This window comes from Polaromonas sp. P5_D5, assembly GCF_054049435.1.
Map to the genome: position 1 here is coordinate 70,209 of NZ_JBFUMJ010000002.1, position 15,322 is coordinate 85,530.

Genomic DNA, 15,322 nt, shown 5'->3' on the forward strand with positions numbered 1-15,322 from the left:
GCCCTGCCTGGGCGAAAAAAACTTTTTTTTGGCGCGTTCAATGAACCTGCGCGGTTGCGACGGGAATCTCCAGGATGAACGATGCGCCCTGCCCGGGGCCGTCGCTGTGGACTTGCAAGCTACCGCCCATTTCCTGCGCGGCCAGAACGCAGCTGTGCAGACCAAAGCCATGCCCGTTTTTGCGAGTGGTAAAGCCGTGGGAGAAAACGCGCGTCAGGTTCTCCGGTGCAATGCCTTCCCCGTTGTCCGTCACCGTGATGCGCAGAACGGGCCCTTCCAGCAAAACAGCATTGAGCGTAATGAACGGGCGCCTGTCTGTAATCGTGCCAAAAGCCTGCTTGGCGTTGCTGATCAGGTTCACCAGAACCTGCAAAACGCGTTGCCGATCCAGCAAAAGGGTGGGCAACGTTGCGTATTTTTTTTCAACATCCACTTTGTGGCGCGTCAGTGCATCCGCATTCATGCGCAGCGCGTCGTCCAGCAACTCATCCACCTTGGCGGATTCGACGACACGCGGGGTGCCTGCGTATGATTGCTGGGTCGCGATGACCTGTTTGATGTGGTCCACACTGCTGCAAAGTGCGTCGAGTTCTTTCGCGATGGATTCATGCTCTGCCTCCAGTGTCCGCGCCAACTCGCGCAGATAGGCGGGTAACAGCTTGCCCTTGCTGTCCCGCGTCAAAAACTCCCCCAAATCCCCGATGTGGGCGTCCATCAAACCCACAGAGCGGGCGAGCCCCTTGAGCTTGGACGTCCGCAACTGGCTGCCAATCAATTCGGCCGACACGTTGACGCTGTTGAGAACGTTCCCCACGTTGTGCAACACGTTGGTTGCGATCTCTGCCATGCCCGCCAGGCGCGCCGTGGTGAGCAGCTGGGCTTGAACCTCTTCAATTTTTCGTTCCGCTTCCTTCAATTCGGATATGTTTTTCGAAGTCCCGAAGGTCCCGATCAGTGTGCCGTTCCTGTCTCTCCAGGGGCCTTTGGTGGTGAGGTACCAGACGACACGCCCATCAGGATGAACGGTTTTTTCGCTCTTTTCGAGGATGGGCTTCCCCGTCCGGATAATCTCTTCCTCGTCGTGGCTAAATTCACTCGCCCTGTCCTGGCCGTAAATGTCTGCATCGGTTTTACCAATCACATACTTTTCAAACTCCTCCACACTGGCCAAATGCGGTGGAAGTGTCTCCTCACCCATGTCCGGATGTGCTGCGCGATAGCGGCTGATCGATAGCCGCAGGAGGTTGTGAACCTCCGAGCGGCTGACTTTTACCAAACGTGATTTCAGATCTTTGAAGAAGATGGAATCTGGTGAGCTCTCCATCAGCGTAGCCAGCAAATCACGGTGATGCGCCAGCGCTGCTTCAGTCTGCTTCAGGGCAGTAATGTCCTTGGAAATACCGAAGGTACCAATGATGGCTCCGGCTTTGTTGCGCAGCGGCATCTTTGTACTCAGCTTCCAGGATTCATCGCGTCCGTCTTTCCAGGTTTCCTTCTCCACTTTGCCGATGATCGGCTGACCTGTGCGCAGGATTTCCTGTTCATCCTCGTAGGCGGGGCGCGCATGCTCTTCGGAAAAAAAATCGTGATCCGTCTTGCCCACCAGCTCCTCCGGTGATGCCCCAAACTGCAGCGCCTGTGCCTTGCTGCATTTGAGAAAGCGGGACTGCGCATCCTTGAAATAAATGTGATCGGGAGCGTTGTCCAGAAGCGTGCGCAACAAATCCTGCTCGTTGATCTGGGAGGCAGCCGCCGCGCTCCCCTTCTCCGTGGCATCCGCCTCTGGGTGCCCGCCTGGATGAGACCCGGCGAGTTGTTGCAAATGCCACTTCTCTGCCAGGGAGTATGCCGATTGGATGACTTCTACGGGATCATGCGGCGTCTTGAGCACCAGCCACCTGCTATTCATGGCTCCCATGGCTGCGAACAGTGCATCAGAAGAAAAATCCAGTCGCTCCGCGCAAAGCACTATCTGGACTCCCGGATCAAGCGCCCATATTTGAGGTGCTATTTCGAGCGCATTTCCTCCAGCCGTACCAGAAACACCGATAAATGCCACGGTGTAGGGGCGCGAAGCCAGAAGCGACTGTTGTACCAGGGCCAGCGCCTCGCGCGCGTCGCGGGCACCATCCAGTTCGAATTTCCCTTGCACATTCTCATCTTCAACAAGCATGTTGTGGAAGGCATCGTGAATGCCGGGGCTGCTGTCCACGACAAGAATGCGGTCCTTGTTGTGGGTAGATCTTGTTTTCATAGTGGGGCGCCTCGCCTGAACCGGCTTTAGATATGGGACAACGGCACTTCCGCTTGAGCTTGTGCCTGTTATAGGGGCAACGTTACGCGGAATGCGGTGTCTTGACCAGCGGCACTTTCCCCGTCCATGCGTCCGCGGCGCTTTTATCGGATTGTGGGGCAGCGATAGTCCTCAGCCCGTGCCTTTTGCCAACTGGCCCCTTGGTGAGGAAGGGCTGACTGCTTCCGGACTGGCGGTCAATGGGGATGGCACTCCAACCCCAACTTACAATCACAGCCACAACAGGAGCCCCATCCCATGAGCATCAAGAGCGATAAATGGATACGCCGCATGTCCGAACAGCACGGCATGATCGAGCCTTTTGAACCCGGCCAGATCCGCCAGCGGGACGGCCAGAAGATCATCAGCTACGGCACCAGCAGCTACGGCTATGACATCCGCTGCGCGCCTGAATTCAAGGTTTTCACCAACATCCATAGCACGGTGGTGGATCCGAAAAACTTCGACGAAAAAAGTTTTGTCGACTTCCACGGTGACAGCTGCATCATCCCGCCCAACAGCTTTGCGTTGGCCCGCACCATGGAGTACTTCCGCATCCCGCGCAATGTGCTGACCATCTGCCTGGGAAAAAGCACCTATGCGCGCTGCGGCATCATTGTCAACGTCACGCCGTTTGAGCCCGAATGGGAAGGTTATGTAACGCTGGAGTTCTCCAACACCACGCCGCTGCCCGCCAAGATTTACGCGGGTGAGGGCTGCGCGCAGGTGCTGTTCTTCGAGAGCGACAAGGACGACGTCTGCGAGGTCAGCTACAAGGACCGCGGCGGCAAGTACCAGGGGCAGGTTGGGGTGACCTTGCCGAAGGCGTAACGGACATCTACACGACTGATTTGGACGGACGCCTGCAAAGGGCGTCCGTTTTCGTTTCTGCCCTCTACAGCCTCAGGGTTTGGCGACCTGGGGGCGGCTGGCAAAGCCGCTCATGTATTTTATGGCGTCGCCAATGGTGTCGCGCCACACCGGCCATTCATGGTCGCCGTCGACGACGCGGTACTCCACCAGCTTGGGCTGGTATTCAAACAATTTCTGGAACAGGCCGGCCGAGTGGTAGGCAATGGAAAAGGTGTCGTGGTCGCCGCTGTTGATGTACAGGGGTACCACGATTTTTTTGCTTTTGTAGGCTTCCCAGCTGGCGGTGTAGTTCAGGCGGTCCCACGAGGCCTGGTCAAATTTGCCGCCTGCCTGAAACGGCGCCACCTGCATGGCCGAAGAGTGGCCCGGGGGTGTCGGTGAATAGATCGCCGGGCTCAACGCCGCGGCGGAAACAAACAGCTCGGGGTACTTGAAAACGGCGTTCACCGTGCCGAAACCGCCGGCGGACAGCCCTGCGATCATGCGGCCTTCACGCGCGGTGATGGTCCTGAAGTTGGTGTCGATGTGCGGGATGAGCTCCTTGATGAGCGCGGTCTCGGCCTTGTCCTTGTTGCCGTCCACCCACCAGGTGGAGCCGCCGCCCGGCATCACGATGATGGCCGGCTGGACGCGGCCTTCCCTGACCAGCGTGTCCATGGTCGCCTGCACCTGGCCTTTGACCGGCCAGTCATTGTGGTCGCCGCCGTTGCCGTGCAGCAGAAACAGCACCGGGTAGCGCAGCCGGCCGTTCTCATAGCCGTCCGGCAGGTAAATGGTGTAGCGGTAGTCTGTGTTCAAGGCCTTTGAGTTGAAGGACCTGACGGTGACCTCGCTGGCAAACGACAGCGGTGCGCCAGCCGCAACAAGCGCCAGTAAAAACCAGCCCAGCAGTTTGCGAATCGACTTGAACCCCATGCCTGTCTCCATCTTGAGCTCCTTGTTGTGTGAGGGCAAGTATCCGGTAAATCCCGGACGCATGAAAGCGCTCTCACGCAGCGGCTCAACGGATGCCCCGGGGGCGGGACTGGGCCTCGGTGAACCTTGCTACTTGACCAGCAACACCGGAATCTCGCACTCGGCGACCACGCGCTGGGCCACGCTGCCGATCAGCGCGCGGCTGAGCAGGCCCTGGCCGTGTGTGCCCATCACGATAAGGTGCACTTTTTCGCGCTTGGCGGCACGCAGTATTTCAGCGGTGGGCGAGCCAACCACGGCGAGAGTTCTAAACGCCATCTTGTGGCGCTGGAGGAAACGCTCGATCGGCGCCAGCACCTTTTGCGATTCTTCGGCGTGGTAGGCGGTGACGTTGGCCGAACCCAGCATGGTCTTGACGCGCCCCGGCACGGGAGCCTGCACATTGATCACCACCACTTCGCCTTCGGTACCGGCGAGTTCATCGTGGTTGACCAGAAAGGCCAGGGCCTTTTTGGTGTATTTGCTGCCATCGGCGGCGAACAGAATCTTCATGGTTTTTCTCCGGTGTGATCGGATCAGCGTAACACCAGCGCCCTCGTACCGCTGTAGGTGAGCGCCTGTTTTCGTCTTGCAGTCCGGGGAAAATGGCTTGGCTCCAGGTGCCGACTTGGCGCCGTTCAAGCCAGCGCTGTCCGTGCCGCGGCCAAGTCCCAGCCTGCCCAGCCGCAGCTTTTAAACAGCACCGGCCCGGCGGGCTTTTTGGTGTCCTGGCGTATCACATCGCCCAGGCTGGCGAAGCGGGCCACGTCCAGTCCGGCCTGCAGCAGGTCCCCTGCCTCGTGGATGGCATCAGCCGTGTCGACAAACACCGAACCCTTCGCCGCGAAGTATTGGCATAACGCGGCGCTCAGTTCCATCATGGCAGGGGTGAAAGCCCCAACGGCGCTGATGAAGCCGTCAGGCCGGGGTAGCGCGCTGAGGACTACGGCGGCAGCCGGCGTGCAGGTAACGGCCAGCGGGCAGTCGGCCAGCGCAGCATCGGCGTCGTGCACCACGCGGGCGTTCACGCCCAGCGCCTCTGCATGCTGCACCAGGGCCTGGGCGCTGGCGTAGCTGCGCGAAGCGATGCGAAATTCGTGCACGCCCAGGCCTTCGGCATAAGCCTCCAGATGCGCAAGTCCCTGGACACCGGCACCGACGATGAGCATGGGGCCGTGCGTGTTGGGCGCCAGCCGCTGCGCGGCCAGCAGTGAGACGGCTGCCGTGCGCCGGGCGGTGACGGTGGGCCCGTCGAGCATCAGCCGGCGACTGCCGGTGGCCACGTCAAACACCACAACGTCGCCCTGGATAGTGGGTCGGCCGGTGCCGGCATTGCCAGGCGTGAAGGTGATCAGTTTGGTGATCGCGGTGCGGTCGTCCAGCGCCGGCATCACAAACAGGCTGCCGCCCCCAGGCAGGGGCTGCACCACGCGCGGCGGCACCTGGACGGAACTGTCCTTGAGCAGGTGCGTCAGCTCGCTGACCAGCAATGGGTAAGGCAGGCGGGCGGCGGTCTGGGCGGGGTTAAGCAGGGTGGGCGTCATGGGGCGATGGTAAAGCGAGCAGGGAAGTGGAAGGGCGGGACGAGAGGGTGTCAGTGCCCCGCGTTACGTCGCGTAAAAAAATGAAAGGTTTTTATCCTACATATTCCCGGGAAAAGTGCTGGATGGAAACCGCAAACGCTTCCCTAGGATGAAAACAGGTTCACAGGGAGGCCTGCCATGTTTTCTGACCACTTGCAAAAATTCGACAAAATGCCTTACAAGACGCTGCTCTGGGTAGCGGCTGGGCTGGTGTTTGTTTGCCAGCTGGCAGCCTTCGCGTTTGTGGCGGACGGGCAAGTCACCAAAGCCAGGATCCGCGACTATCAGCGCCAGGCTGAAGTGCAGGCGATTGCGCAGTGCATCGAAAACACCGCCGGTGCCGCCCGCCAGGGCTGTATCCAGCAGGCCCGCGTCGCGGCCGCCTCAGCCTTGCCGCCCGTCATCACCAGCGCGCAAAAGGGTCAGGCTGTGGCCGATTCATCGGGGGAATCCAGCGGTGTGATGGCCAGCAACGCAGCAGGCGCCACTGTCAGCAGCATGCTGCCAATGCAGCCTGCACAGGGCTTTATGCCGGCGTCCTTCGCCATCCGCTGATTCAGCAATCATCGGAAGGTTTTCCGGCCGGTGCGGTTAGCATGTGGCTACGATGGATCTGTCACGCCTGTTGCGTCTTTACCAGCCGCGAAACCCCCTGTTCTGGCTGATGCTCACGCTCAATGCCCTGTCGCCCGCGCTGGCCTGGGTGGTGCATACCCGTCCCTTGAATGCCTGGGCCACGGTGCTGGTCACCTGTTTTGCGTTGGGTAACGCCGTGATTGGCACGGTCCTGCTGTGGCGCCTGCTGCGCGATGAGCCTGCCGTGCCCACGCAGAATGCCGGCGCGCAAGACGCTAACCCTGACGTTAATTGACGGCCCCGGCGCCTTTGACGATGTCGTGCGGTGTGGCCAGCGCCGCCGCTATGGCCAGCCGCAATCCGCGCACGATCTCACCGAGCGGCAAGCTGGGCGCGCCCTGTTCGGGCACATAGGGCACATGGATAAAGCCGCCGCGCGTGCGCCTGAAACCGCGCTTTGAGGCCAGGGCATGCATGAGTGCATAAAACACGTGGTTGCAGACAAAGGTGCCCGCGGTTTGCGATACCTCGGCAGCCACGCCCGCCTCCTGCAGCGCCTGCAGCATGGCCTTGATGGGCAGGCTGCTGAAATAGGCCGCAGGCCCGCCCGCCACTACCGGCGTGTCGACGGGCTGGCCGCCGATATTGTCGGGAATACGGGCATCGTTGACGTTGATGGCAATGCGCTCCAGCGAAATCGCGCTGCGCCCGCCCGCCTGGCCGACGCAGATCACCAGTACCGGCTTATGCAGCGCGAGCAGCCGGATGAGTTCTGCGATGGAGGCCTGAAACACGGTGGGCAATTGCGCCGCCACCAGGAGGTGGCCGCCTATGCGCTTGCCACCCAGTGCCTGCACCGCCAGCCAGCTGGGGTTGAGGGGCAGGCTGCTGTGTCCGGTGTCGCCGAAGGGGTCGAAGCCGGTGAGCAGGACACGGGGGAGCGAAGAAGCGGAAGGGGCTGTGCGCATGCCGCCATTGTGAAGGACGGCAGTGTTTTGGCTACCCCAACCATCCGGACATTTCCGCGCTGGTTGCCGCCCCCCCCCGGAAAAGGTACCAGCCTTCCGGGGTGGGGTGAAACGGGAGACCGGGCCCCACTCGATTGCTCGGCGGTTGAGCTTACTTTTTGATCACCGCGCCGGTTTCGCTGTCGAACTTCACGACGCGCACCTGGCCGTTCTGACCGGGGAAGTTGTCAAACACCGCGCGAACCAGGTAAGGCACGACCAGCGGAAGGTCGCCGCTGCCGCCTTCGTACACGGCGCGCGATTCAAACACCGTGCGCGGCGGCTTGCCGGGGGGCGTGCCCTGGGTGTCAAGTAACCGCACGCGCAGGCTGTTGGTGTAAATCGTCATGTTGAGCGGCCTGTCGCCGACATAGCGCGGCCCGAAAGGGTCGGGCACCCAGCCTCCCGCGTATACGCGGCCCGCGGCGTCGCGGTAAGGCGGCAGGAAGACAAAGTTGTCCTGATAAATCGGCTGCAGAAAGGTTTTCTCCTCGCTGCGGCTGCTGGCCGCCACGTCGACGTGCAGGCGCCCGGTCTGTCCTTCAGGTGCGCGTTTGAGGCCGCGCTTTTCCAGTTCGGCCTGCACATAGCCCTCATAGGTGGCTTGTTCCAGCTGCCGTGTCGAGTCCACCGGCGTGATGTAGCTGAAGGTCGCGCCTGCCGTATCGGCCGGCCACTGGTTGAAGCTGGTCACGCGGGTGGTGATGGGGCTGGCGCAGGCCGTCAGCAGCGCAGCCAGCAGCACCGCAAGCGCCAGGCGTAGCGGGAAAAACACGGAAATGGCGCTGCGTGGCATGCCGGCGCCTTCAGGCGCAGGATGGGCAAAAGTATTCATGAGGAATGGATACATGAGGGTGCAATTTTGTTCCACGGCAGGGGTGCTGCTCAAGTAAAGTCGGCGCATGCGCTGACAGCGGACCGGGCTTTGGGGCAGGTGCCGCAGCGGGCCGGAAAGGCCAGTATGCACGGATGACAGACAGGGAGACACCATGAAGTGGGAAGGCAATCGCGAATCCGACAACGTTGAAGACCGGCGCGACGGCGGTGGCGGGGGAGGCGGCTTCGGCTTTGGGGGCCGCAGCGTCGGCATCGGCACCATCGTGGTGGCGCTGGTAGGCGGCTGGATCTTCGGCATCAACCCGATGACCATTCTGAGCCTGCTCAGCGGCGGCGGACCGCCGGCACAGGTACAACAGGGCCCGGCTCCCAAGCCACCGGCCGATGACCGCATGGCGAAATTCGTCTCCACCGTGCTGGCGGACACCGAAGATGTCTGGACCGATGTGTTTGCCAAGGGCGGCGGCACTTACCAGAAACCGCGGCTGGTGCTCTTTCGTGGCGCCACGCAAACGGCCTGCGGCCAGGGCCAGGCCGCCATGGGGCCGTTTTACTGTCCGGGCGACCAGAAGGTCTACATCGACCTGGGTTTTTACGAAACCCTCCGTAGCCGGTTGGGAGCACCCGGCGACTTCGCCCAGGCTTATGTGATCGCGCATGAGGTGGGCCACCATGTGCAGAACCTGCTCGGCATCAGCGGCAAGATGGACCAGATGCGCGGGCGGGTCAGCAAGGCCGAATACAACGCGTTGAGCGTTCGCCTGGAGTTGCAGGCCGATTGTTTTGCCGGCGTGTGGGCACATAACGCGCAGAGTGCGCGCCAGATCCTGGAGCAGGGTGATGTGGAGGAAGCCATGAACGCGGCCGCCAAAATCGGCGACGACGCCCTGCAGCGGGCCGGTGGCGGCGCGGTGGTGCCTGAAAGCTTCACCCACGGCACCAGCGCCCAGCGGCAGCGGTGGTTCGACACGGGCCTGAAAACCGGCAGCGTGAAGGCCTGCGACACCTTTAGTGCCCGCAGTATTTAGCCGGCAGTCAACAATTAAGAGTGAAATCGGGCCGTAGCCCTTTACTGACGTGCGAAAGTAGCTATAAAATAGATAGCAATAAAGGGGCATTGCCCCAGTGGCTGCCCTGGCCCAAATGGCCCTGAAGGCGCAGTGGGCCGGCAAAACCGGCATCGGGGCCTAAAGTGCGACAATAGAACGCTGAGGAAGCGCTGCAACAGCCCCATCATGGTCGCTGACCGTGCCACGCCGGGCGGCCTGCCGCGCTCCCTTTCTTGCCAATGGTGCAGCGGTGCCGTTGGCTGCCAGCGCGCCGGTCCGCGCGCCCTTCGCAAGACAACCCGCAGAGTACCGCCAAGCCTTTTTATGACATCCTCTTTTTCCAATCTTTCGCTGGCAGAACCGCTGGCCCGCGCCGTGGCCGAAATGGGCTACGAAACCATGACGCCCATCCAGGAACAGGCCATCCCGGTCGTCCTGCAGGGTAAAGACGTCATGGGCGCCGCGCAAACCGGCACCGGCAAGACCGCGGCTTTCGCGCTGCCCCTGCTGCAGCGCATGATGAAGCACGAGAACGCCTCGACGTCGCCAGCCCGCCACCCGGTGCGCGCGCTGGTGCTGCTACCCACGCGCGAACTCGCCGTGCAGGTGGCCCAGCAGGTCGAGCTGTACGCCAAATACACCAATCTGCGCAGCACCGTGGTGTTTGGCGGCATGGACATGAAGCCGCAGACGGCCGAGCTCAAAAAAGGCGTTGAAGTGCTGGTGGCTACGCCGGGTCGTCTGCTTGACCACATTGAAGCCAAGAACGCCGTACTCAACCAGGTCGAATACGTGGTGCTCGACGAAGCCGACCGCATGCTGGACATCGGTTTCTTGCCCGACCTGCAGCGCATCCTGAGCTACCTGCCCAAGCAGCGCATCACCTTGCTGTTCTCGGCGACTTTTTCGCCTGAAATCAAGCGCCTGGCTTCCAGTTACCTGCAGGATCCGGTCACGATTGAAGTGGCGCGCTCCAACGCGACGGCTTCTACCGTCGAGCAGCATTTCTACAGCGTGGGCGCTGACGACAAGCGCCGTGCCCTGCACCAGATCCTGAAACAGCGCGGCATGAAGCAGGCTTTTGTGTTCGTCAACAGCAAGCTCGGTTGCGCGCGGCTGGCGCGTTCCCTGGAACGTGAAGGCCTCAAGACCACGGCGCTGCACGGCGACAAGAGCCAGGACGAACGCCTCAAGGCGCTGGAAGCCTTCAAGAAGGGCGAAGTCGACCTGCTGGTGTGCACCGACGTGGCGGCGCGCGGCCTGGACATCAAGGATGTGCCCGCGGTGTTCAACTTCGATGTGCCCTTCAATGCCGAAGATTACGTGCACCGCATCGGCCGTACCGGCCGGGCCGGCGCATCGGGCCTGGCTGTGAGTTTTGTTGCCAGCAGCGACCAGCGCCTTGTGGCTGATATTGAGAAGCTGATCAAGACCAAGATCGAGCTGGAGCCCATCGAGTTCGAGGAAGACCAGCCCCGGATCAGCGAGCAGGGCCGTATCAATGACGGCCGCCGCATGTACCGTGAAGGTGAAGAGGGCGGCCATGCGCGTGAAGCGCGCCAGCCGCGGGAGCGGCGCGAGTACACGCCGCATCGCCAGCCGGCGGCGCCGCGTGACCCGTTCTTCGACCAGCCCTACGAAGCAACCGCTGCGCCCGATGCCACGCCCGCCTGGGAGGCTGCCGCCAAGGCCGCCCCCGCGCGCAGCAGTGTGTCGGCCAATATCAAGCCGAAGAAAAAAGTCGCAGCGCTGTTCAAGACAGCCGGTTAAGACAACCGGTTAAGACAACCGGTTAGGGCGCGCCCGTCCAGCACCGGTTCATTGCGGGGCGCTGAGCAGCGCCTCTACCCGATTTCCTCCACCAGTTTCCATACTCCCGTCGGTTCACGCCTACGGTGCAGGGAGCTGCTGTCCGGTTGGGTCTTTGCTGCGGGTTTCCTAAGCTTTCGGGATGATGGAGAAACCCGATCCGCATGTTCAGGCCCCGCCGGCCTTCGCGCTTTCTTCCCTTCAGAAGATTTTCAGGCCTCTTTACCGGCCCCTGTGGCAGGCCATCGACCACTGGATTGATGCAGGCGGCATGCGCATGAGCGCGGCCATGTCGTTCTACGGCATCCTCAGCCTGGCGCCGCTGCTGGTGCTGCTGGTGGCAGTGCTCGGCTGGTGGCTGGACCGCCGGTATATTGAAACCAGCCTGGTGGATCAGATCCGCAGCGTCATCGGCGCGCAGGGCGCACAGGTGGTACAGCAGGCACTTTCAAGTGCCCAGGCTCCTTCAGAGGGCATCACGGCTTCGCTGTTTGCTTTTGCGCTGCTGTTGTCGGGTGCGACCGGCGTCTTTGCCGAACTGCAGGATGCGTTTGAGCGCCTGTGGCGGCAAGGCAGTGGTGAGCTGCCGCAGCAGAAATGGTGGCACAGCGCTTCTTTGCGGCTGCGAGGTGTGGCCTACATCCTGGCCTTCGGTTTTCTCTTGCTGGTTTCGCTGGCGATCTCGACTTTTCTGAGCCTTCTCTCAGGCTGGGCAGGCGGCTATTTGCCGATTGAGAAGATCGCCTGGGTCCTCAATGAGGTCGTGTCTTTCTGCTTTTGCGTGGTGCTCTTTGTGGCGCTCATGAAAATGAGCGTAGGCCCCAAGCCCGCTTTACGCTATCTGGTGATGGGTTCCGCGGCGGGGGCCATCCTGTTTGCGGTCGGCAAGCACCTGATGGCTTTTTATCTTTCGACCGCTGCGATTGTGTCGGCCTATGGCGCGGCGGGCTCACTGGTGGTGATCCTGATGTGGATTTACTTTTCGTCGGCTGTGCTGTTGCTGGCTGCAAGCATGGCCCGGGCCTGGGCGGATGAGGCAAGTGCCGCGCGGCAACCGGTTTAAGCCGGCTTGCCGGCCTTGCCAGGTTTTTGCGCTTCTTCGCATTGCACACTGACCAGTTCAAACTCGCCGGGCGCCGTCCCCAATCTGGCCGCCGTCAGGCAGCCGCCCCACACGCAGCCGGTGTCGAGTGGCAAGGTGTTGTTGCGCAGGGCGGGTGTGCTGTTCTTGCCGCTGGCCAGCGTAGACCAATGGCCAAACGCCACCGGCGTATCTGCTGTGGCCCGGCCGGGAACATCAAACCAGGGCAGGTGGCCTTCTGGCGCGCTGCCGGGGCCGTCGGTACTGCTGAAGTCCATCACGCCTTCGGGTGTGCAAAACCGCAGGCGCGTGAGTGCGTTCACGATGACCCGCAGCCTGTCGGCGCCCTTGAGGCTGTCGCTCCAGTGATCAGGCGTGTTGCCGTACATGGCCTGCAGGAAGTCCTTGAGATGGCCGCCGCGCAGCACCTGCTCCACCTCTGAGCCCAGCGCCACGGTTTGCGCCGCATTCCATTGCGGCAGCACGCCCGCATGCACCATCAGCCAGCCGTGGCGATGGATGGCCATGGCGCGGTGGCGCAGCCAGTCGAGCAGTTCCTCGCTGTCCTTGGCCTCCAGAATGTCCTGTACGGTGTCGCTGCGGCCCGGCTTGCGCACGCCTTGCCACACAGCCAGCAGGTGCAGGTCGTGGTTACCGAGCAGGCATTGCGCAGCGTCGCCCAATGCCGAGAGGCTGCGCAGCACCTTCAGGGAGCCGGGGCCGCGGTTGACCAGGTCGCCAAGGATGTAGAGAGTGTCGCGGCTTGGCGAGAAATCGATCTTGTCCAGCAAGCGCTGAAAAGGTGCGTGGCAACCCTGCAGGTCGCCGATACAGTAAAGTGACATGTGTTTATTTTGCGCCAGGCCCCATGGACTTTTTCCTGATTGCTTTTCTGACCTTGCTCAACGGTGTGTTTGCCATGTCGGAGATGGCACTGGCTTCGAGCCGCAAAGCCCGGCTCTCGGCCATGGGCGAATCCGGCGACAAGGGCGCGCAGGCGGCGCTGGGGCTGCTGGACAACCCTACGCAGTTTCTTTCGTCGGTGCAGGTCGGCATCACCTCTATCGGCATGCTCAACGGCATTATTGGCGAGGCGGCTTTCAGCAGCGGTTTGGCGGCGTGGATCCAGACCTTCGGCGTGCGGCCGCGCGTCTCCGAGATCACCGCCACCGCGCTGGTGGTGACAGTCATCACCTTCATCACCATCGTCTTTGGCGAGCTGGTGCCCAAACGCATCGGGCAGCTGTACCCGGAAACCGTCGCACGTCTGGTTTCAAGGCCCATGATGTGGGTGGCGACGGGCTTCAAACCCTTTGTCAGGCTGCTGTCCATCAGCACGCAGGCGGTACTCAAGCTGCTGCGTATCGACAACAGCGCCGGCCGGGCCGTCACCGAAGAAGAGATCGCGGCCAGCCTGGAGGAGGGCGTGGACGCCGGCCTGATTGAGGAGCATGAACACCAGATGGTGCAGAACGTGTTTCTGCTGGATGACCGCCTGCTCACTTCACTGATGCTGCCGCGTTCCGACATAGAGTGGCTCGATGCTTCCGACACCATTGCCCAGGCCATCGACAAGGCCGGCGCCACCGGCCATTCGTGGTACCCCGTCTGCCGCGGCAGCCTTGATGACGTGGTGGGCGTGGTCAATGTGGCCAAGCTGCTCGCGCTGCGCGGCCAGATCCAGCCCGCCGCTTCCGGCCAGAGCTCGGGCGCGGTACCCTCGGTGACCGACCGCATCGGTGCTTATGCCGTGCCGGCGGTCTTCGTGCCGGAAACGCTCACGGGCATGGAGTTGCTGGAGCAGTTCCGGGCCCGTTCCACCCGCATTGTGTTTGTGGTCGATGAATACGGGGTAGTGCAGGGTCTCATGACGCCCATGGACATGCTGGAAGCCATCACCGGTGAGTTGCAGCCCGGCGCGCAGATGGACGCGTGGGCGACCGAAAGAGAGGACGGCAGCTGGCTCATTGACGGTGTCATGCCTGTCTCTGAACTCAAAGCCCGTCTGGATATCAGGGAACTGCCCGAGGAAGGTCGGGGCCGCTACAACACGGTGGCCGGCCTGCTTCAAAGCGTTTCGGGGCGGCTGCTGAAAACGGCCGAGCGGGTGGAATGCGCGGGCTGGCGCTTCGAAGTCCTTGACCTTGATGGCAAGCGGATCGACAAAATCCTGGCCAGCCCCATTCCGGTCGATCCCAATATGTAAATATTTGTTTCTGTCAGTAGGCCGCTTGGGTTGTATTGGCGGAACATATATGTGAAAAAAGGCCACTTTTAGGTAGATTGGATTCAATATGAGTCGCGTTCACAACACCTTCATACGTAAATAGTTGTAACTTAACGGGGCTGTGTTTAAACTGAAAAAAAGTTAAGGCACTCATGTTTGATGTTTTTGTGTTGGCGCTCACTGCGACGGCGGTGTCTGCAATGGCGACGGGAGCAGCCTGCCACCATGGCTGGCTGGCGCGTTCCGCGCGCAAAAAAAGGCGCCTTCCCACGCATTGGCACCTGCAGCCAAGGCCACTGCTACTGGAGGCCGAACAGGACGTATGGCATTGGCTTCAGCGGGCCTTTTTTGACCACCATGTCCTGATCAAAGTCCCTGTCATCCGCTTTGTTTCGCCGCGAACCGAAGCCGAAGGGCAGCGTTCCTTTGAATTGCTGAAAACCGTTTACTGCACTTTCACTGTATGCGCCGCGGATGGAACCGTCATTGGTTGCCTGGATGTTCCCGGTCCCCGTGGGCTCAAGGCCAGCAACCGTGACCTCAAGCGCAAGCTGTTTGAAGAATGCGGGATTGCCTACGCCGTCGTGCGTGCGAGCAACCTTCCCTCCCTGGAAGATGTTCGCGCGGCATTCCTCGGAGAAATCGACCTGTCCGACGACGAACCCGATGTGCTCGGCGAGCCCCCCTTGGCCTTGCCGGTTGAGGTGGATGCCGACGTCGATGCCATGGCCACCGTGCCCGATACCATGCGCGCTGCCAACGGAACCCTCCTGGAGGAGGCGCCAAAAGTCGCCAGCATGGACATTGCGGCAGCCCGAAGCAGCCTGCAAGCCAAGCTGGAACGCAACCGCAGGATACGGTTCACCAATTTCGACCCGCTCAGCACAGGGTCCGGCATTGTTCATGACAACGCCGACCACAATTTTGCTGTGCAGTGGGAAGACTCTTTCATCACACCGGAAGAGCCGGATACGCCGAACGGCACCAACGCCTGAGCGTTTAAAGCCGCAGCGGTGTTGCGGGTCTGCGGGCT

At 61.6% G+C, this 15,322-nt stretch carries 15 protein-coding genes; 8 read left to right on the forward strand and 7 right to left on the reverse strand.

Features of this window, described 5'->3' with window-relative positions; all coding sequences use genetic code 11:
* Window positions 1-37: 37 nt before the first annotated feature.
* Window positions 38-2,254, reverse strand: coding sequence for a PAS domain-containing protein (locus tag ACXJKE_RS07005; protein ID WP_457279871.1), 2,217 nt, complete (start codon window positions 2,252-2,254; stop codon window positions 38-40).
* A 297-nt stretch (window positions 2,255-2,551) separates the two neighbouring features.
* On the opposite strand from ACXJKE_RS07005, the gene dcd reads away from it, so the two are divergent.
* Window positions 2,552-3,124: a dCTP deaminase gene (dcd, locus tag ACXJKE_RS07010; RefSeq protein ID WP_457279872.1), complete on the forward strand. Its 573-nt coding sequence runs from the start codon at window positions 2,552-2,554 to the stop codon at window positions 3,122-3,124.
* A 72-nt stretch (window positions 3,125-3,196) separates the two neighbouring features.
* Here dcd and ACXJKE_RS07015 read toward each other — a convergent pair whose 3' ends face one another.
* From ACXJKE_RS07015 to ACXJKE_RS07025, 3 genes are all read right to left on the reverse strand, one after another.
* A complete protein-coding gene (locus tag ACXJKE_RS07015; RefSeq protein ID WP_457279873.1) occupies window positions 3,197-4,081 on the reverse strand; it encodes an alpha/beta hydrolase in 885 nt (294 codons plus the stop codon).
* A gap of 129 nt (window positions 4,082-4,210) precedes the next feature.
* Window positions 4,211-4,633: a universal stress protein gene (locus ACXJKE_RS07020; protein WP_457279874.1), complete on the reverse strand. Its 423-nt coding sequence runs from the start codon at window positions 4,631-4,633 to the stop codon at window positions 4,211-4,213.
* Between the two features lie 125 nt (window positions 4,634-4,758).
* Entirely contained in the window at window positions 4,759-5,664 is a 906-nt protein-coding gene (locus tag ACXJKE_RS07025; protein ID WP_457279875.1) for a delta(1)-pyrroline-2-carboxylate reductase family protein, read from the reverse strand.
* Window positions 5,665-5,841: 177 nt separating this feature from the next.
* On the opposite strand from ACXJKE_RS07025, the gene ACXJKE_RS07030 reads away from it, so the two are divergent.
* Window positions 5,842-6,258 carry a hypothetical protein gene (locus ACXJKE_RS07030; protein ID WP_457279876.1) on the forward strand — a complete coding sequence of 139 codons (417 nt, stop codon included), beginning with the start codon at window positions 5,842-5,844 and terminating at the stop codon, window positions 6,256-6,258.
* Between the two features lie 52 nt (window positions 6,259-6,310).
* Complete coding sequence (locus ACXJKE_RS07035; RefSeq protein ID WP_457279877.1) at window positions 6,311-6,574, forward strand: hypothetical protein; 264 nt, start codon at window positions 6,311-6,313, stop codon at window positions 6,572-6,574.
* Here ACXJKE_RS07035 and pcp read toward each other — a convergent pair.
* Window positions 6,567-7,247: a pyroglutamyl-peptidase I gene (pcp, locus tag ACXJKE_RS07040; protein WP_457279878.1), complete on the reverse strand. Its 681-nt coding sequence runs from the start codon at window positions 7,245-7,247 to the stop codon at window positions 6,567-6,569. The two genes, ACXJKE_RS07035 and pcp, sit on opposite strands and share 8 nt — an antisense overlap.
* 151 nt (window positions 7,248-7,398) lie before the next feature.
* Window positions 7,399-8,121, reverse strand: coding sequence for a DUF4136 domain-containing protein (locus tag ACXJKE_RS07045; RefSeq protein WP_457279879.1), 723 nt, complete (start codon window positions 8,119-8,121; stop codon window positions 7,399-7,401).
* Between the two features lie 154 nt (window positions 8,122-8,275).
* Here ACXJKE_RS07045 and ypfJ point away from each other — a divergent pair, with 154 nt between their 5' ends.
* The 3 genes from ypfJ (at window position 8,276) to ACXJKE_RS07060 (ending at window position 12,044) form a co-directional block, all read left to right on the forward strand.
* On the forward strand, window positions 8,276-9,151 hold the full coding sequence (ypfJ, locus tag ACXJKE_RS07050) for a KPN_02809 family neutral zinc metallopeptidase (RefSeq protein ID WP_457279880.1): 876 nt from the start codon (window positions 8,276-8,278) through the stop codon (window positions 9,149-9,151).
* Between the two features lie 345 nt (window positions 9,152-9,496).
* Window positions 9,497-10,942, forward strand: a complete 1,446-nt coding sequence (locus tag ACXJKE_RS07055; RefSeq protein WP_457279881.1) for a DEAD/DEAH box helicase — start codon at window positions 9,497-9,499, stop codon at window positions 10,940-10,942.
* A 181-nt stretch (window positions 10,943-11,123) separates the two neighbouring features.
* On the forward strand, window positions 11,124-12,044 hold the full coding sequence (locus ACXJKE_RS07060) for a YihY/virulence factor BrkB family protein (protein WP_457279882.1): 921 nt from the start codon (window positions 11,124-11,126) through the stop codon (window positions 12,042-12,044).
* Here ACXJKE_RS07060 and ACXJKE_RS07065 read toward each other — a convergent pair.
* Entirely contained in the window at window positions 12,041-12,907 is an 867-nt protein-coding gene (locus ACXJKE_RS07065; protein ID WP_457279883.1) for a symmetrical bis(5'-nucleosyl)-tetraphosphatase, read from the reverse strand. The genes ACXJKE_RS07060 and ACXJKE_RS07065 overlap by 4 nt on opposite strands.
* A 23-nt stretch (window positions 12,908-12,930) precedes the next feature.
* Between ACXJKE_RS07065 and ACXJKE_RS07070 the strand changes: the two genes are divergently transcribed.
* Window positions 12,931-14,268 (forward strand): hemolysin family protein, encoded by a 1,338-nt coding sequence (locus ACXJKE_RS07070; RefSeq protein WP_457279884.1) that lies wholly within the window; start codon window positions 12,931-12,933, stop codon window positions 14,266-14,268.
* Window positions 14,269-14,441: 173 nt separating this feature from the next.
* Window positions 14,442-15,284, forward strand: coding sequence for a DUF2726 domain-containing protein (locus ACXJKE_RS07075; RefSeq protein WP_457279885.1), 843 nt, complete (start codon window positions 14,442-14,444; stop codon window positions 15,282-15,284).
* Window positions 15,285-15,322: the final 38 nt, after the last annotated feature.